Source organism: Streptomyces sp. NPDC053673 (assembly GCF_055585225.1).
Window position 1 is genome coordinate 26,664 of sequence record NZ_JBVJKN010000048.1, and the last position, 17,981, is coordinate 44,644.

Annotated in this window: 13 protein-coding genes and 1 pseudogene; 9 read left to right on the plus strand and 5 right to left on the minus strand. The window is 71.1% G+C overall.

Annotation, left to right across the window (positions count from 1 at the left end):
* Positions 1–77: 77 nt before the first annotated feature.
* Together acs and ACZ6ZQ_RS35655 are read right to left on the minus strand one after the other, a co-directional pair.
* Positions 78–2,042 carry an acetate--CoA ligase gene (gene acs / locus ACZ6ZQ_RS35650; RefSeq protein WP_469772676.1) on the minus strand — a complete coding sequence of 655 codons (1,965 nt, stop codon included), beginning with the start codon at positions 2,040–2,042 and terminating at the stop codon, positions 78–80.
* Positions 2,043–2,337: 295 nt separating this feature from the next.
* A complete protein-coding gene (locus ACZ6ZQ_RS35655; protein ID WP_469772677.1) occupies positions 2,338–4,854 on the minus strand; it encodes a bifunctional SulP family inorganic anion transporter/carbonic anhydrase in 2,517 nt (838 codons plus the stop codon).
* A 334-nt stretch (positions 4,855–5,188) separates the two neighbouring features.
* Between ACZ6ZQ_RS35655 and ACZ6ZQ_RS35660 the strand changes: the two genes are divergently transcribed.
* Complete coding sequence (locus ACZ6ZQ_RS35660) at positions 5,189–6,658, plus strand: polysaccharide deacetylase family protein (protein WP_469772678.1); 1,470 nt, start codon at positions 5,189–5,191, stop codon at positions 6,656–6,658.
* Here ACZ6ZQ_RS35660 and ACZ6ZQ_RS35665 read toward each other — a convergent pair whose 3' ends face one another.
* Positions 6,659–7,654: an ATP-binding protein gene (locus ACZ6ZQ_RS35665; RefSeq protein ID WP_469772679.1), complete on the minus strand. Its 996-nt coding sequence runs from the start codon at positions 7,652–7,654 to the stop codon at positions 6,659–6,661.
* Positions 7,655–7,756: 102 nt separating this feature from the next.
* On the opposite strand from ACZ6ZQ_RS35665, the gene ACZ6ZQ_RS35670 reads away from it, so the two are divergent.
* Positions 7,757–8,581, plus strand: a complete 825-nt coding sequence (locus ACZ6ZQ_RS35670) for a Fic family protein (protein ID WP_469772680.1) — start codon at positions 7,757–7,759, stop codon at positions 8,579–8,581.
* A gap of 392 nt (positions 8,582–8,973) precedes the next feature.
* On the opposite strand, the gene ACZ6ZQ_RS35675 is transcribed toward ACZ6ZQ_RS35670, so the two are convergent.
* Positions 8,974–9,813, minus strand: a complete 840-nt coding sequence (locus ACZ6ZQ_RS35675; RefSeq protein ID WP_469772681.1) for an HAD family hydrolase — start codon at positions 9,811–9,813, stop codon at positions 8,974–8,976.
* A gap of 668 nt (positions 9,814–10,481) precedes the next feature.
* Between ACZ6ZQ_RS35675 and ssd the strand changes: the two genes are divergently transcribed.
* From ssd to ACZ6ZQ_RS35710, 7 genes and pseudogenes are all read left to right on the plus strand, one after another.
* A complete protein-coding gene (ssd, locus tag ACZ6ZQ_RS35680) occupies positions 10,482–11,525 on the plus strand; it encodes a septum site-determining protein Ssd (protein ID WP_469772686.1) in 1,044 nt (347 codons plus the stop codon).
* On the plus strand, positions 11,522–12,670 hold the full coding sequence (locus tag ACZ6ZQ_RS35685) for a TadA family conjugal transfer-associated ATPase (RefSeq protein WP_469772682.1): 1,149 nt from the start codon (positions 11,522–11,524) through the stop codon (positions 12,668–12,670). The genes ssd and ACZ6ZQ_RS35685 overlap by 4 nt, the downstream gene beginning before the upstream one ends.
* Complete coding sequence (locus ACZ6ZQ_RS35690) at positions 12,631–13,524, plus strand: type II secretion system F family protein (protein WP_469772683.1); 894 nt, start codon at positions 12,631–12,633, stop codon at positions 13,522–13,524. The genes ACZ6ZQ_RS35685 and ACZ6ZQ_RS35690 overlap by 40 nt, the downstream gene beginning before the upstream one ends.
* Positions 13,521–14,303 carry a type II secretion system F family protein gene (locus tag ACZ6ZQ_RS35695; RefSeq protein ID WP_469772684.1) on the plus strand — a complete coding sequence of 261 codons (783 nt, stop codon included), beginning with the start codon at positions 13,521–13,523 and terminating at the stop codon, positions 14,301–14,303. The genes ACZ6ZQ_RS35690 and ACZ6ZQ_RS35695 overlap by 4 nt, the downstream gene beginning before the upstream one ends.
* Positions 14,304–14,457: 154 nt before the next feature.
* Positions 14,458–14,691 (plus strand): DUF4244 domain-containing protein, encoded by a 234-nt coding sequence (locus ACZ6ZQ_RS35700; protein WP_469772687.1) that lies wholly within the window; start codon positions 14,458–14,460, stop codon positions 14,689–14,691.
* Entirely contained in the window at positions 14,678–15,097 is a 420-nt protein-coding gene (locus ACZ6ZQ_RS35705; RefSeq protein WP_469772685.1) for a TadE family type IV pilus minor pilin, read from the plus strand. Before ACZ6ZQ_RS35700 ends, ACZ6ZQ_RS35705 begins: the two co-directional genes overlap by 14 nt.
* Positions 15,098–15,150: 53 nt before the next feature.
* Positions 15,151–15,357, plus strand: a pseudogene (locus ACZ6ZQ_RS35710) (Rv3654c family TadE-like protein); the annotation flags it as partial.
* A 40-nt stretch (positions 15,358–15,397) separates the two neighbouring features.
* On the opposite strand, the gene ACZ6ZQ_RS35715 reads toward ACZ6ZQ_RS35710, so the two are convergent.
* A complete protein-coding gene (locus ACZ6ZQ_RS35715) occupies positions 15,398–17,971 on the minus strand; it encodes a DEAD/DEAH box helicase (RefSeq protein ID WP_469772688.1) in 2,574 nt (857 codons plus the stop codon).
* Between the last annotated feature and the right edge of the window lie 10 nt (positions 17,972–17,981).

A 17,981-nucleotide genomic window follows, 5' to 3' on the forward strand; every position in this document is an offset into this window, starting at 1 on the left:
GCGGACCTCAGCCATCCGACGGGAGTGGCCTCAGCCCTCCGACGGGATTGGACTCGGTCCTCCGACGGGAGCGGACCTCAGTCCTCACTCGCGGCGGTGGGCAGTTTGGACTGGATGAGGTCCATGACGGAGGAGTCGGTGAGGGTGGTGACGTCGCCGAGTTGGCGGTTCTCTGCGACGTCGCGGAGCAGGCGGCGCATGATCTTGCCGGAGCGGGTCTTGGGGAGTTCGGCCACCGGGAGGATTCGCTTGGGTTTGGCGATGGGTCCGAGGGTGGTGCCGACGTGGTCGCGCAGTTCTGCGACGAGGGTGGAGTCCTCGGCGTCGGCTGCTGCGGTGCCGCGCAGGATCACGAAGGCCACGATGGCCTGGCCGGTTGTCTCGTCGGCGGCGCCGACTACGGCTGCTTCGGCGACCTTGGGGTGGGAGACGAGCGCGGACTCGACTTCGGTGGTGGAGATGTTGTGTCCGGAGACGAGCATGACGTCGTCGACCCGGCCCAGGAGCCAGATGTCGCCGTCGTCGTCCTTCTTCGCGCCGTCGCCCGCGAAGTACTTTCCTTCGAAGCGGGACCAGTAGGTGTCGATGAAGCGCTGGTCGTCGCCCCAGATGGTGCGCAGCATGGAGGGCCAGGGCTCGGTCAGGACGAGGTAGCCGCCGCCGCCGTCGGGTACCTCGCGGGCTTCGTCGTCGACGACGGTGGCGCTGATGCCGGGCAGTGGGCGCTGGGCGGAGCCCGGCTTGGTCTCGGTGACGCCGGGCAGTGGGGAGATCATCATCGCGCCGGTCTCGGTCTGCCACCAGGTGTCCACGATCGGGGTGGTGCCGGCGCCGATGTGGTTCCGGTACCAGATCCAGGCCTCGGGGTTGATCGGCTCGCCGACCGAGCCGAGGAGGCGCAGGCTGGTCAGGTCGAACTTGGCGGGGATGTCGTCTCCCCACTTCATGAAGGTACGGATCGCGGTCGGGGCGGTGTAGAGGATCGTGACGCCGTACTTCTGCACGATCTCCCAGAACCGGCCCTGGTGCGGGGTGTCGGGGGTGCCCTCGTACATCACCTGGGTCGCGCCGTTGGCCAGCGGTCCGTAGGTGATGTAGGAGTGGCCGGTCACCCAGCCGATGTCGGCGGTGCACCAGTAGACGTCGGTTTCGGGCTTGAGGTCGAAGACGGCGTGGTGGGTGTAGGCCGCCTGGGTGAGGTAGCCGCCCGACGTGTGCAGGATGCCCTTCGGCTTACCCGTCGTGCCGGAGGTGTAGAGGATGAACAGCGGGTGCTCGGCCTCGAACGCCTCGGGGGTGTGCTCGGCCGGCTGGCGGCCGACGATGTCGTCCCACCACACGTCCCGGCCCTCGGTCCATGCCACGTCCTGGCCCGTGCGGCGCACGACGAGGACGTGCTGCACGCGGTCGACGCGGTTGATGGCCTCGTCGACGGCGGGCTTGAGTGCGGAGGGCTTGCCGCGTCGGTAGCCGCCGTCGGCGGTGATGACGAGCTTGGCGTCGGCGTCCTCGATGCGCGTGGCGATGGCGTCGGCGGAGAAGCCGCCGAAGACCACCGAGTGCGCGGCGCCGATCCTCGCGCAGGCGAGCATCGCGACGACGGCCTCGGGGATCATGGGCAGGTACACGGCCACCCGGTCGCCCTTGGTGACACCCAGCTCGGTCAGGGCGTTGGCCGCCTTGGAGACCTCGTCCTTCAGCTCGGCATAGGTCAGGGCCCGGCTGTCACCCGGCTCGCCCTCGAAGTGAATGGCCACGCGGTCGCCGAGGCCCGCCTCGACATGCCGGTCCACGCAGTTGTACGCGACGTTGAGCGTGCCGTCGGCGAACCACTTCGCAAAGGGCGGGTTCGACCAGTCCAGGGTCTCGGTCGGCTCGGTGGCCCAGGTCAGGCGCCGCGCCTGCTCGGCCCAGAAGCCAAGCCTGTCCGCCTCGGCCTGCTCGTACGCCGCAGCCGTGACATTGGCATGCGCGGCCAGCTCGGCCGGCGGCGCGAACCGCCGCTCTTCCTTCAAGAGGTTGGCCAGGCTCTCGTTGCTCACGACATCTCCCTTTCCCAGGGCGTCCTATGTGCCTATGTGTCCCAGGCCATAGCTCATCAGCCAGAGGGCCGGGTGACAAGAGTCTTCAGAAAATTGGTTTAGACCTATGTGGTTCAGGGTCTGTACATGCGGCCTGTCTTGGCGAGGTGCGGGGCAGGGCGATGACAGCGGGGTGATGGAAGCGGGGGCGCGATCGGCCGGGTCGGCCCGGCTGCGCTACGGGACAGCGGCCCCCTCTCCCCGGGCGGTGGGGAGAAGGGGCCACACTTTCTCACGTATGCCGCGGCCGGTCGGTTCAGGCCGCGCCCGTCCGGGCGGCTGTGTGCTTCGCCTCCGGCGGGCCGGGGGTGACCCGGTCGAAGACCTCGTCGATACGGTCGGCCCCCTCACCGTCCGCCAGCAGATACGCCTGGGCCTCGCCGACGTGGAAGTACATCCCGTGCAACTGCAGCGTGCCCTCGGCGAGCCGCCGCGCCACCGCCTCGTGCGCTCGAAGATGCTCCAGCTGCTGGACCACATTGGTGAGACACAGCTGCTCCACCGCGTCGGCGGGCAGCCGCCCGGAGATCCTGGCCCAGGAGTGGTGCCGGGACCTCATCCGCTCAAGACTGGGTCGGCCGTGCCGCAGCCAGCGCCGCAGCGGGGTCTGCGCGTCGTTGTCGTCGGGCGGGCCGGTCAGCAGAGCCTGCATCGCGCCGCAGCCGGAGTGGCCGCAGATGGTGATCGACTCCACCTGGAGGATGTTCACTGCGTAGTCGATCGCCGCTGCGACGGAGTCGTCCCCGCTCTCCTCGCCCGGCAGGGGCACCAGATTGCCCACGTTCCGTACGGTGAACAGATCTCCCGGACCACTCGCCGTGATCATGCTCGTGACGAGCCGGGAGTCCGCACAGGTCAGAAAGAGCTGGGAGGGGCTCTGGCCTTCCCGGGCGAGCCGCGCGAGCTCGTCGCGCACCAGCGGCGCCGTATTGCGCTGGAAGGAGCTGAGTCCGCTGGCCAGTTGGTGCCCGTGCACCCCCGGCCGCTGCTCGGGCCGCGCGGCGGGGTGCTCTCCGCAGTGGTGGTTGCGCCAGGGCGTCCAGGGTCGGCAGCAGGCGTGCGATTCCGATGCGGGCTCGGCGATCCGGCCTCCGGAGCGGCCCGTGAACTTCACCGTGCCGCCCTGTGCTTCATGAGCCGCCTGCCAGTCGTGCAGTGCCTCGTAGGCGGCGTGGTCCATGAACGAGCCGTCCAGCTCCACGACGGTGTCGGCGTCATGGGGCACCTGACCCAGCATCCGGCTCAGCCGCGGCACGGCCAGGAACGTCAACTGGCCCCGCACCCGCAACCGGTGCACCCCTTCGCGCTCCTCCATCGTGATCCGGGTCCTGGTCAGCCGGTGCAGTGCGACCGCGACCGCCACCGCGATACCGATGGCCACGCCCTCCAGCACGCCGGTGAGTACGACGGCGGTCATCGTCGCCACGTACACCAGCATTTCGCGGTTCCGCCGCACGCTGCGCAGATGCGTGATGTTGACCATCTGGACGCCGACGACCATCACCAGCGCGGCGAGTGCGGCCAGCGGGATCAGATCGAGTACGGGCACGAGCAACAGCGCGGCGACCGCGATCCACAGGCCGTGGAGCATGGTGGAGTGACGGCTCACGCCACCGGCCGACACATTGGCGGCGCTGCGCACGGCGACACCGGTGACCGGCAGCCCGCCGAGCGCGCCCGAGACCACGTTCGCCGCGCCCTGGCCGGTCAGCTCCCGGTCGAGGTTGGCGCGCGGGACACGGACGTCGGGATTCTTGCGGGCAGCGACCAGCTTGTCGACGGCGACGGCGGAGAGCAGCGACTCGACGCTCCCCACCAGGGTGACGGTGAGGACGGCGGCGAGGAGGCCGAGCACCGGCCCGTCGGGAAGCTCGGGCAGGGCGTGGCTGCGCCAGGACGGCAGATCGACCCGGGCAAGGGTCAGCCCGGCCAGCGCTGCCAGAGCCGTCGCGGCGACGACCGAGGCGAGTGCGGCCGGAATCTTCCGTACGATCCGGCCGGTGCGCCCCGGGATGCGTGGCCACGCGAGCAGCACGGCGATGGTCAGGACGCTGACCGAGAGCGCAGCGGGGTGGAGTGCGGCCAGCTGGCCCGGAAGGCCCAGGACATTGGCGACCGCGGAACTCTGCGGGGTGCTGCCGAGAACGATGTGGAGTTGTGCCAGCGCGATCGTGATGCCGATGCCGGCCAGCATGCCGTGCACGATCGCCGGGCTGACGGCGAGGGCCGAGCGGGCCACCCGGAGAGCGGACAGAGCGAGTTGGGCGAGCCCGGCCAGCACGGTGATGGCACAGGTGGTGCGCCAGCCGTACTGCTGGATCACATCGGCTGTGACCACGGTGAGCCCGGCAGCGGGGCCGCTGACCTGGAGCGGGGACCCGCCGAACAGCCCCGCGACGATCCCGCCGACGGCGGCTGCCACGAGGCCCGCCTGGAGCGGTGCACCGGTGGCAAGGGCGATGCCGAGGGAGAGCGGCAGCGCGATCAGGAAGACGCTGATCGAGGCGGACAGATCGGCGGGCGCGATCCGGAAACCTCTGCCGGGGCCGCGCCGGGGCGGGTGGCCGCCGGCTGCGGGCTCCGCCGGCTGCGGCGGGCTGTGGGGGCGCTGGAGGCGTGTGGTGCTGGTCGTGCGGACGGCGCGGACGGCGCGGACAGTGCGGACGGTGCGGACGGTGCGGGTCACGCGGCCCTTCCGGCTCAAGCCGGTCGAGGGTGTCGAGGGTGTCGAGGGGGGCGTCGGTGGCGTGCAGGGAAAGTCGCAGGCGGACATGGTTCCCGTCTCCTCCGGGGCAGCGCGGTCGCGGAATGTGGGGGACGCGGCCGTGGGTCACGGCGTACAGCGGCGGGATTCTCGAGTTCGAAGCCGGGACTCGGCGCGGGCTCAGCTCCGTAGTCTCAACGCTTGGTAAACGGATCGTAATGCAGAGTAAAGAGTGCGGCATGACTTTCGGGGCAAATGGGGCACTCATTCACCCGTGTTGGTGATTAATCATTCCGGCTCGGCCTGCCGCCGCCTCCCTCGTTGCCGACCCTGCGAATTTGTCCATGCCTGCAGTCATATCGGCATATCAGCGGCAAATTGCACGGCGGAAGTGGGTGGAGGAATGCTGGACACCACAAGAAAGGCAGTCCTCGGCACGGTCGCCGCGGTGCTCGTTGTGAGGCTCGCTGGATGTACCGGCACCGACGGCTCCGGCCGGCCCGGGCAGGGCGCGTTCGGCGCCGGTGGCTCCCATGGCGCCGTGCGTCTCATCGGCGACGGCTCGACCGCGTACACCGGAACCCAGCCCGGTCTCCTCAAGCCGAAGCGTCTGAAGCCAGGCCGGAAGCCCCCGCAGTTCGTCGTGTTCTCCTGGGACGGCGCGGGAGAGGACGGCCAGAAGCTCTTCTCCCACTTCCGCAAGGTCGGCAGGAAGTACGGCATGACGATGACGTACTTCCTCAGCGGCGTGTATCTCCTCCCCGAGGAGAAGGCCTCGCTGTACGACCCGCCGCGGCACTCCCCGGGCCGTTCCGACATCGGCTTCAACGATGTCGAGGGAATCAGGGACACCGTCCGCGAACTGCGCGGCGCCTGGCTGGACGGCAATGAGGTCGGCACTCACTTCAACGGCCACTTCTGCGGCCCGGAGCGCGGGGTCGGCACCTGGTCGGTCGACGAGTGGATGAGCGAGATCAGCCAGGCCAAGGCCTTCGTGAGGAGCTGGAAGACGAACACAGGACTGACCGGCGAGCCGCCCCTGCCCTTCGATTACGCGAAGGAGCTCATCGGTGCCCGTACCCCTTGCCTGGAGGGACGCAAGAACTTCATGCGGGCCGCGAGCCGGCTCGGCTTCCGCTATGACACCAGCGGTGTCAACCGGCAGATCTGGCCGGGGAAGCGGCTCGGCCTGTGGGATCTCTCCCTGCAGGCGGTCCCTGTCCCCGGCCGCGCCTTCGAGACCCTGTCCATGGACTACAACTTCATGATCAACCAGTCGGGCACGCCCAACGGCAGCCCCGTCATGCACAGGTACTGGGGCACCCAGATGCGCGACGGCCTGATCAAGGCCTTCGACCGCGCGTACAAGGGCAACCGCGCCCCGCTCTTCATCGGCAACCACTTCGAGTCGTGGAACGGCGGCACGTACATGCGTGCCGTCGAGGAGACGATCGCAACGGTGTGCGTGAAGCGGGGCGTTCGGTGCGTGTCGTTCCGGCAGCTCGCCGACTGGCTGGACGCACAGGACCCGAAGGTACTGGCCAAGCTGCGCACCCTGAAGGTCGGCGAGGCGCCGAAGCGCGGCTGGAAGGCCTTCATGGCCGTCGAGCGCACCAGACCCGCCAAGTCTCCCAAACTCGCCGAGTCCGCCAAGTCCGCCAAGTCCGCCGGGTCCTCCGGGCCGGCCGGGTCCGCCCGGGCCGGCGTGACGGACCCGGGCGAGGCGGCAGCGAGCAGCCCGCGCCTGGTGTGGCCGGTCCGCGACGGGACAGGGCTGAACCGGCCGGCGCAGGACGGGCCGGCGCTGGACGGGACAGGACTGAGCGGTACAGGGCCGGACCCCTGGCTCCGGCGCTGGGCGCACCGGCCGTGATCAGGCCGGCTGTGGGGCGCTGATCTTCGCGGCCTGTTCCCCGAGCACGAAGGCGGGGTCGATCTGCGCGGCCAGATCGGCCCCCGTCTTCGCATTGCCCCAACTCTCCGCGTTCTTCAGATGGAAGTGCACCATCTGACGCGTGTAGCGCTCCCAGTCGCGGCGGGCGTACGACGCGTCCGCCGCCTGCCGCAGCGTGCGCAATGCGGCCCGGTTGGGCTCTTCAAGGTGCTCGAAGCGGAGTGGACGGCCCTTCTCCAACGCCCGCACCCAGTCGGAGTGCCCGACGCTGACGAGAAGGTCGTCGCCTACTTCGGCGCGCAGGAAGTCCAGATCGTCCGGGCCCTGCACCTTGTTGCCGACGACCTTCAGCGCGACGCCGAAGTCCCGTGCGTACTCCTTGTACTGGCGGTATACGGAAACGCCCTTGCGTGTCGGCTCGGCGACGAGAAACGTCATGTCGAAGCGGGTGAACATCCCGGAGGCGAAGGAGTCCGAGCCGGCTGTCATGTCGACCACGACGTACTCGTCCGCACTGTCGACGAGGTGGTTGAGGCAGAGCTCCACCGCCCCCACCTTCGAGTGGTAGCAGGCCACTCCGAGATCCGACTCGGTGAACGGGCCGGTCGCCATCAGCCGGATCTCGCCGTCATCCAGCCGTACGCTCCGCGCGCAGGCCTCGTAGACCGGATTCTCCTCACGTACCCGCAGCAGCCGCGAGCCCTCGCCCGGAGGCGTCGTCTTGATCATCGTCTCGGCGGAGGCGATGCGTGGATTGCTGCCGCGCAGATAGTCCTTGATGAGCGGTAGCTGCGCGCCCATCGCGGGCAGCGCCGCGGCCTCGTCCTCGTCGAGACCGAGCGCCACGCCCAGGTGCTGGTTGATGTCGGCGTCCACCGCGACGACAGGGGTCTGCCGCGCGGCGAGGTGGCGGATGAAGAGCGAGGACAGCGTGGTCTTGCCGCTGCCGCCCTTCCCTACGAAAGCGATCTTCATGTTCACCAACGGTAGTGGATCGATCGCGCGCCGTGTCCAATGTGCGTGAAGAAGACCACTCCAAGGTGGGGCGGGCGGCGGGTGCGCGTAGCCTCCCTACTTATGAGTACGAACGCCTCTGACCCCTTGGCCGCGCTGGGTGCTCTTCCCGGGGTCGCGGATGCCGTGGATGCCGTGCGCAAGGCCGTGGACCGGGTCTACGGGCACCGCGTCATGCGGCGCCGCAGCACCGAGGTCACCTCGGAGGCCGCGCTGCGCGGCGCCCGCGCCTCCGCGGCGCTCTCGGGCGCCGACTGGGCGCTGGAGGAAGTGCGCAGGCGCACGGACTTCGGGAGCGAGGCGGAGGCTCGTACCGTCGGGGCGGCGCTCCGGCTGACCGCCGAAGCGGGCCAGCTGCTGTCCATCTGGCGGCAGTCGCCGCTTCGGGTGCTGGCCCGGCTGCATCTGGTCGCGGAGGGCGGCGCCGCGCCCGACGAGACTGTCGGCAGGCCCCGGCTCGCCGGGGAGGCGGTCGACGAGCCGCTCATCGAAGCGCCTCTTCCGGATGCGGACGAGGTGGCCGGGCGTCTGGAGGGGCTCTCCGGGCTCATCCGTGCGGGCAGTTCGGCTCCCGCTCTGGTCATGGCCGCGGTGGTGCACGGCGAACTGCTCGCCCTGCGCCCCTTCTCGTCGTCCAACGGTCTGGTCGCCCGCGCGGCGGAACGTATCGTCCTGGTCGGCAGCGGACTCGACCCGAAGTCGATCTGCCCGGCGGAGGTCGGGCATGCCGAACTCGGCAGCGCGGTGTATGTCGAGGCCTTCGAGGGCTATCTGTCCGGGACTCCGGAGGGCATGGCGGCCTGGATCACCCACTGCGGGCGCGCGGTTGAACTGGGCGTGCGGGAATCGACGGCCGTGTGTGAGGCCCTGCAGCGCGGTGCGGCGTAAACGGGCCGAAGGCGCAAGAAGGTCCGCAGGTGCAAGAAGCCCATAGGTGCAGAAAGAGCGCAGAAGGAACTCAGAAGGAACGCAGAAAGGACCCAGGCAAAAGGGTTGCGGCGGTACCGGGTGGTACCGCCGCTGGCATGTCGGCCCAGTTACCAAGCGTCCTCGATATGTTGCCCATCAGGTCGGGAACTTTGCCCGTCACCTGGTGCGGCTGGCCCGTAATCGACGGGTCGACGTCGCGTGGGTGCTCGGCGTCCATGCTTCGGTCCGTGGGGCCTTTGTTGCGTGATTGGTGATCCTCTCGGATGTCCCAGGTCTCGCGGGCCGTTAAGTCCTTTGTACTCCAGAGGCCCGGCAAGCGGAACCCCTGGCTGCTTTTTTTACTTTTGGTCTCAAATGCGGGCAAAGGCGCTTCTGCGTCGGCTGGCGTACCAGACAAGGCCCGCGGTCGCCACTGCCGCACCGACCGCGGCCGCCGCGACGAGCGTGGGACGCGCCGGCATCGTGAACGCGGGAAGGCGCTGCTTCAGCCGTACCGGACGGTTGAAGATGAGAACCGGCCAGCCACGGGACGCGGCCTCGCGGCGCAGGGTCCGGTCCGGATTGACCGCGAACGGGTGCCCCACGGACGCCAGCATGGGGATGTCGGTGATCGAGTCGCTGTACGCATAACAGCGCGCCAGGTCGTACCCCTCGGACTCGGCGAGTTCCTTGACCGCCTCGGCCTTGGTCGGACCGTACGCGTAGTACTCCACCTCTCCGGTGAAGCAGCCGTCGTCGCCGACGACCATGCGGGTGGCGACGACGCGGTCGGCGCCGAGCAACTCGCCGATCGGCTCGACGACCTCGGCGCCGGAGGTCGACACGATGACGACATCGCGGCCCTCGGCGTGGTGCTCCTCGATGAGGGACGCGGCCTCGTCGTAGATGATCGGGTCGATGCGGTCGTGCAGTGTCTCGGCGACGATCTCCTTGACCTGCTGCACATTCCAGCCCTTGCAGAGAGCGGACAGGTACTTGCGCATCCGCTCCATCTGGTCGTGGTCGGCGCCGCCCGCGAGGAAGACGAACTGGGAGTACGCAGTCCGCAGTACGGCGCGGCGGTTGATCAGTCCGCCGCGGTAGAAGGACTTGCTGAAGGTCAGCGTCGACGACTTCGCAATGACCGTCTTGTCCAGGTCAAAGAAGGCTGCTGTGCGCGGCAAGGAGTGGTTTTCCACGACGCAGAGCATAGGCGCCCACCATTCGGCGTAAGCTGGGGCGCGTGGGTTTGCCTGAGAAGGCTCTCGGGTACACCATGGAAGTCACGGATCGTTCGCGACCGTGCTAACCCGGTCCGACTCCTCCCCCCCCGAGTCGGCCGTGGGGACGACCCCCGCTCTCCCCCCCGGCGGGGGTCGTCGCATGTCCGGACGCGTTTTCGTCCCTTGCATCTGATCGTTCTCCCCTCTCTGAGGCTTCGTCGACGCCGACCTCGACGCCACCGGGTTCGTCACTCTACGTAGCGGTTGCACTGCGCTCCGGAAGTCGGACGAGAAGTCACTGGTATGGGCTACCGGGATATTCACAAGTGGTGAGTTGTCCACAGTATTTGAGCAAGATCCACACGATTTTCCGGCGCGCTGCACGGTGATTCCGTCCGCGAAGTTCACGGACCGAAGGAATCACGGATCCCGTATCGATCTCGCCGCGTGGTGAGGGCGGTACGGGACGGGTGCGGGCGGTCTGCTCGCCCCCGTGGCTGCCACCGCGAAGCGCGGTGAGAGGGGGAGAAATCGTGGCGGGTTCCATCACATCAGGCGCGTCCGGTGCGCCGGGCAGGCCGGGTCCATCAGGTAGCTCGGGTGCGTCCGGGGCGGTCGGCGGGCCGCCGGTTCCTGACGAGCGCCGGGCCGGGCCTCTGATCGTCACGGAGGACCTGGCGCTGCTCGACGATCTGCTGCGGCTGTGCGCCGCGGCAGGTGCGGATCCGCAGGTCCACCACTCCGTGCCCGAGGAGCGAGGGAGCTGGGAGGGCGCGCCGCTGGTCCTCGTCGGGGACGATGCGGCCGCGCGCTGCAGGGGAGCCACCCGCAGACGGGGTGTGCTGCTCGTCGGTCGTGATCAGGACGATCCGCAGGTGTGGCGGCGGGCGGTGGAGATCGGTGCCGACTGTGTGCTGCGGCTGCCCGACGCCGAGGGCTGGCTCGTGGACCGGATCGCCGATGTGGCCGAAGGCGTCGGCCGGCCCGCGCTCACTGTCGGTGTGATCGGCGGCCGGGGCGGTGCGGGAGCCTCCACGCTGGCCTGCGCGCTCGCCGTGACAGCGGCCCGCGAAGGGCGGCGCACGATGCTCGTCGACGGCGACCCGCTGGGTGGTGGTCTCGATGTGCTCCTCGGCGGGGAGCAGTCGGAGGGCAGGCGCTGGCCGGACTTCGCGGCGTCCAAGGGCCGCGTCGCCGGCGGCGCCCTGGAGGAGTCACTGCCGTCGGTGCACGGGCTTCGGGTGCTCAGCTGGGACCGGAGTGATGCGGTGGTGATCCCGCCGGAGGCCATGCGTTCGGTGCTGGCGGCCGCGCGCAGACGTGGCGGTGTGGTGGTCGTGGACCTGCCGCGCCGCGTCGACGAGGGCGTCGCGGAGGCGCTGGCGCAGTTGGATGTCGGGCTCCTGGTGGTGCCGGGCGAGTTGCGTGCGGTGGCCGCCGCGAGGCGCGTCGCGGCGACGGTGGGCATGGTGCTGGGCGATCTGCGGGCCGTGGTGCGCGGGCCGTACGCATCGGGCCTGGACGAGCAGTGGGTGGCCGACGCGCTCGAGCTGCCGCTTGCCGGGGAACTGCCGGTGGAGGCAGGGCTGTTCGCCGATCTCGACGGCGGCGTTCCACCGGGCGCCGGTGCGCAGGGGCCGCTGGCCCGGTTCTGCTCGGCGTTCTGGGAGCGTGCGCTCGCGGGCGGTGGGGTGTCATGACGTCGGTTCTGCTCGAGGCCGTCAGGCAGCGGCTCGCCGAGAGCGGGGCCGACCCGACCCCGGCCAGGGTGGCGGCCGCGCTGCGGGCGCAGGGGCGGCTGCTCGGCGATACGGAAGTGCTCGGTGCCGCCGAGGAGTTGCGGTGCGAGCTGGTGGGGACGGGGCCCCTGGAGCCGCTGCTCGCCGATCCTGCGGTGACAGATGTGCTGGTGTCGGCGCCCGACCGGGTGTGGGTGGACCGGGGCGGCGGGCTCCAGCTCACCGATGTCACCTTCTCCGATGCTGCGGCGGTGCGCAGGCTGGCGCAGCGGCTGTCGGCGGTGGCGGGGCGGCGGCTGGACGACGCTCGCCCCTGGGTGGATGCCAGGCTCCCCGACGGCACCCGGATGCACGCGGTGCTGCCCCCGGTGGCGGTCGGTTCGACCTGTCTGTCGCTGCGGGTGGTGCGCCCCAGGGCCTTCTCGCTGGGTGAGCTGGTCGAGGCGGGGACGGTGCCGCCGGGCGGCGACCGGCTGCTCCGGGCGCTGATCGAGGCCAGGGTCTCCTATCTGATCAGTGGAGGCACGGGCTCGGGCAAGACGACGCTCCTGTCGATGTTGCTGGGGCTGGTCGGTGAACGCGAGCGGATCGTCCTGGCCGAGGACTCGGCGGAACTGCGGCCCGACCACCCGCATGTGGTGCGGCTGGAGTCCCGTCCGGCCAACCAGGAGGGTGCAGGCCTGGTCACCCTGCGGGACCTGGTACGCCAGGCGCTGCGGATGCGGCCGGACCGACTGGTCGTGGGCGAGGTGCGTGGCTCCGAAGTAACCGATCTTCTGGCGGCGTTGAACACAGGGCATGACGGCGGCTGCGGCACGGTCCATGCGAATACGGCCGCGGATGTCCCGGCCCGTCTGGAGGCCCTGGGTACGGCGGCCGGACTGGACAGGGCCGCGCTGCACAGCCAGCTGGCGGCCGCGCTCTCGGTCGTGGTCCATCTCGTGCGGGACAGGGACGGACGGCGCCGGATCGCCGAGGTGCATGTGCTGGAGCGGGACGCGGCGGGACTGGTGGTGACCGTTCCCGCGCTGCGGTGGGGCGTGGCGGGCTTCGTGCGCGAGCGGGGATGGGAGCGGCTGCGGTCGTTGGTCGGGGGTGCGTGGTGACGACGACGGCGATGTACGCGGCGGTATGCGCGGGAGCCGCGGCATGGATGACGGTCGGCGGGGACCAGGGGGCACGGCGGTCAAGGCTGATGCTCGTCGGCGGGGGCGCGGTTGAGGCGGTGCCGTGGTGGGGCGGGCAGCGGTGGTGGCAAGCACGAGAAGTGGTGGGGCGGCTGCGGCGCGAATGGCTGTGCCTGCCACTCGCATTGGTACTGGCCTTCGCCGGGGAGTCGGTGCTTCCGCTGATCGCGGGTGCGGTGGCGGTTCCGCTGGTGGGGCGGCGGCTGAGGACAGGAGAGGAAAGGAGGGCCAGGGAGCGGAGGGCGGACGCGGTGATCGCGCTGTGCGGGGCCATTGCGGGTGAGCTGCGGGCGGGCCGCCAGCCCGGACAGGCATTGCTGGCAGCCGGCCGGGCCACGGGGGCGCTCGGCGGGGCGGAGGCCGCGGTGCTGGCGGCCGCGCGTTTCGGCGGCGATGTGCCCGGGGAGCTGCGGCGGGCGGCGCGGGAGCCGGGCGCGGACGGGCTGGCCGGCCTGGCGGCCTGCTGGCTGGTCTCCGTGGGCAGCGGGGCGGGGCTGGCCTCCGGGCTGGACCGGCTGGAGGCGGCGCTCCGTGCCGAGCGGGACCAACGGGAGGGACTGCGCGCCCAGTTGGCCGGAGCGTGGTCGACGGTCGTCGTGCTGGCGCTGCTCCCGGTGGTCGGGCTGGGGCTCGGCTGGGCGCTCGGCGCCGATCCGTTGACGGTGCTGCTGCACACCCCCGCGGGCCTGGGATGCCTGCTGGTGGGTGGGCTGCTGGAAGCGGCGGGTCTGTACTGGGCGGCGAGGATCGTGCGGACGGGTGAGCGGTCATGAGCGCCGAGTTCATCCACAGGCTGGGGGTCGCGGTCCCGTTGGCATCGGCCGTGGTCTGGCTGGGCTGCGTGGTGGCCGGGTGGCGGCGCGAGCGGCGGGCACGCGGGCGGATCGCCGCACTGCTCGCGGTGGAGCACGTTCCTCGCTGGAAGTGGTCGCCCGCGTACGGGGCGAGGGCGCGCAGCTGGGCCCCTCCGATGGGCGTGCTGATCATCGGCTGCGTCCTGGCCGGCGGGATCACAGGGTGCCTGCTGGGACTTGCCGGGGCCTACGGCCTGCGGAAGTGGCAGCAGGGCCGCGCACGGGACGGAGCGGCGGCCGGCGAGGAAGGGGCCGCGGAGCAGCTCCCGCTCGCCGCCGATCTTCTGGCGGCCTGTGTCTCGGCAGGAGCAGGTCCGCGCGAGGCGGCGGAAGCGGTGGCGGAGTCGCTCGGCGGCCCGGTCGGCCGGCGACTGGCGAAAGCCGCAGCCGAGTTGAAGCTGGGCAGCGAACCGTCGCAGGCCTGGGGGCGGTTCGGGGAGATACCGGGCGCCGCGGGGCTGGCCCGCTGCCTCGAGCGGGCCGGTTCTTCAGGGGCACCGGCAGCGGGGCCGGTCTCCCGGCTGGCCGAGGGCCTCAGAGCGGACCGGGCCAGGATCGCCGCATCACGGGCCCAGCGCGCACAGGTCCTGATCACCGCGCCGGTGGGGCTCTGCTTTCTGCCCGCCTTCCTGGCGATCGGAGTGGCTCCGGTGGTGATCGGCCTGGCGAGCGGACTGCTGCGCGGCAGCGGCAACTGATGTGAGAACTCAAGCGACTCGAACGACTCAAGCAACTCAAGCGACTCGGGCGAATCAAGCAACTCGGGTGCTTGAAATGACTGAAATGACCGGAGTGATTGAAGTGGCTGAAGTGACAACTGGCCGACGAACTCAGGAGGTTGGCATGAAGTGCATGGCACGGCTGAAGGGCTGGACGGAGCCGGCGACTCGGGCGTGCAGCGGCGCCCGGGCATGGCTGGGCAAGAGGCGGGGGCTTGCCGACGCGGGGATGACCACATCGGAGTACGCGATGGGAACGATCGCGGCATGTGCCTTCGCCGCGGTCCTCTACAAGGTGGTGACGAGCGGGACGGTCTCGACGGCACTCGAATCGGTCATCGGCAAGGCGCTCAATGCGCAGTTCTGAGCGCTGGGCAGCCGACGGCAGGGCGTCACCTGGCGGGGCGGCCGACGGCAGGGCGGTCGCCGACCGGGGGGCCGTGACAGCGGAGGCGGCGGTGGCCGTTCCGGCGCTGGTGGTCTTCGCCATGGCGCTGGTGTGGGCTCTGGTGGCGGCCTCCGCGCAGATCCAGTGTGTGGACGCGGCCAGGGCCGGGGCGCGGGCGGCTGCGAGATCGGAGCCGGAGGCCGCTGCGCTCGCCGCCGCCCGGTCGGCCGCCCCGCGCGACGCCAAGGTCTCGATGGGGCGTGACGGCGACCTCTGGCGGGTGCGGGTGGAGGCCGCGAGTCCCGGGCCGGGAGCGCTGGCTCTGACCCTGACGGCGGAAGCCGCTGCTCTCGCGGAGGACACGGTGGGGAGCAGCGCGCCATGAGGGGCCGCGACCGGGGCTCGGCGACTGTCTGGGTGGCCATGGCGGCGTGCGCGATGTGTGCGGTCTTCGGCGTGGTGCTCGCCATGGGCCAGGCGGTTGTCGCCCGCCACCGTGCGGGCGCCGCGGCCGACCTGGCGGCGCTCGCCGCGGCGGACCGGGCGCTGGAGGGTGCCGGGTCGGCATGCGCTGCGGCGGCACGGGTGGCCCGCGCCCAGGAGGCGACCGTGGTGCGGTGCGCGGTGACCGGCGAGATCGCCGATGTGACAGCCGAGGCGGCCCTCGGCCCGTACTCCCCGGAGGTCAGATCCCGCGCGGGCCCCCTGGATGGCCCAGCGGCCCCTCAGAAATTTTGGGGGTTCCGCGCTCAGGAGTCTCAGGAGCCTCAGCCTCCGCAGTCTCAGAAGTCTCAGCCTCCGGAGCTTCCGGGCTCGACGGGAGGGATCCGGGCGGAGCCCCTGGAGCCGGAGTGGCCGGGGCCGGGGCCTCCCTGAGGAGCACGGTCAGGAGGCGGACGGCGGCTCGCTTGTGCAGCGGTTCGTTGCCGTTGCCGCACTTCGGGGACTGGATGCAGGACGGGCAGCCCGCGTCGCACTCGCAGGAGGCGATCGCCTCACGGGTCGCGGCCAGCCACTCACGGGCGGTGTGGAAGGCCCGCTCGGCGAAGCCCGCGCCGCCCGGGTGGCCGTCGTACACGAAGACGGTGGGCAGCAGGGTGTCCGGGTGCAGCGGGACGGAGACCCCGCCGATGTCCCAGCGGTCGCAGGTGGCGAAGAGCGGGAGCATCCCGATGGAGGCGTGCTCGGCGGCGTGCAGGGCGCCGCCCAGCTGCTCCGGGTTCACTCGGGCGGCCTCCAGCTGGTCCTCGGTGACCGTCCACCACACGGCCCGCGTGCGAAGTGTGCGAGGCGGCAGATCGAGCTTGGTCTCGCCGAGCACCTCGCCGGTGATGAGCTTCCGGCGAAGGAAGGAGACGACCTGGTTGGTGACCTCGACGGAGCCGTAGCACAGACGGCCCGCGCCCCAGGGGACCTCGGTGTCGGTGTCCAGGATGGAGATGGAGGTGGTGTCGCGGGCAGTGGTGGAGTACGGCGGGTTCGCCTCCTCGACGAGGGCGACCGAGTCCTCCAGGTCGAGCTGCTTCACCAGGTACGTACGGCCCTGGTGGAGGTGGACGGCTCCGTCATGGACGGCGGCGTGGGCGGCCGGCTCGTCCACCGTGCCGAGCAGCCGGCCGGTCCCGGCCTCGACGATCTGCACCGGGCGGCCGCCCTCGCCCCGGATGTCGGTGAGGTCGGCGGCCCGCTCGCGGCGGGTCCAGTACCAGCCGGAGGTGCGCCTGCGCAGCAGTGCCGCGGTCTCCAGCTGTGGCAGCAGCTCGGGCACGGCAGGGCCGAACAGGTCAAGGTCGTCCTCCGTCAGGGGCAGCTCCGCTGCGGCCGCGCAGAGGTGCGGGGCCAGGACGTACGGGTTGTCCGGGTCCAGGACGGTGGACTCGACCGGTTGCTGGAACAGCGCCTCGGGGTGGTGGACGAGGAAGGTGTCCAGCGGGTCGTCGCGGGCGACCAGGACGGCGAGTGCGCCCTGCCCGGAGCGCCCTGCCCGGCCCGCCTGCTGCCAGAGCGAGGCCCGGGTACCCGGATAGCCCGCGATGACGACCGCGTCCAGGCCCGACACGTCGACGCCGAGCTCCAGGGCGGTCGTGGCGGCGAGCCCGAGCAGCTCGCCGGAGTGCAGGGCCTGCTCCAGGGCGCGCCGCTCCTCCGGCAGATAGCCGCCCCGGTACGCGGCGACCCGGCGGGCGAGGCTGCGGTCGACCTCGGCCAGGCGCTCCTGGGCGATGACGGAGATCAGCTCGGCGCCACGCCGGGAGCGTACGAAGGCGACCGTACGGACGCCCTGGACGGTCAGGTCGGTGAGCAGGTCGGCCGTCTCGGCCGTGGCGGTACGGCGCACGGGGGCGCCCTTCTCGCCGTGCAATTCGGTGAGCGGGGGCTCCCACAGGGCGAAGACGAGCTCGCCGCGGGGCGAGGCGTCGTCGGAGACCTCGGTGACGGGCAGACCGGTGAGGCGGCGGGCGGCGACGGCCGGTTCCGCGGCGGTCGCGGAGGCGAGGAGGAAGACGGGGTTCGCGCCGTAGCGGGCGCAGACCCGGCGGAGGCGGCGCAGCACCTGGGCGACATGGGAGCCGAAGACGCCCCGGTAGGTGTGGCACTCGTCGATGACGACGTAGCGCAGGGAGCGCAGGAAGGAGGACCAGCGAGGATGTGACGGGAGTATCCCGCGGTGCAGCATGTCCGGATTGGTGAGGACGTAGTTCGCGTACTGGCGGACCCATTCGCGTTCTTCGACGGGGGTGTCCCCGTCGTACACGGCGGGTCGCACACGGTTGCCGAGCGGGGCGGCGAGCTCCTTCACGGCGCGCCGCTGATCGGCGGCCAGAGCCTTGGTCGGGGCGAGGTAGAGGGCCGTGGTGCCCCGCCCGTTGGCCGCCTCGGCACCGTCCAGGAGCGTGGACAGGACGGGCGCGAGATACGCCAGGGACTTGCCCGAGGCGGTGCCGGTGGCGATCACGACCGACTCGCCGTCCAGGGCGTGCTCGGCGGCGGTGGCCTGGTGGGCCCAGGGGTGCTCGATGCCGGCCTGCTCGATGGCGCTGATCACTTCCGCGCGGATGCGGTGCGGCCAGACGGCATGGCGGCCCGGCCTGGGGGGCAAGTGCTCCGTATGAGTGATGCGCGCAGCCCGGCCCGCCCCCGCGGTGAGCCGGTCGAGGACCGTACCGGGGGAGGGGCGGGTTTCCCCGCTCTCGGAAGGACGTCTGGGACGGTGATTCATGGCCATCGGCACCGAGTGTGTCACCGGCGAGACGGACAATGGTCCTAAG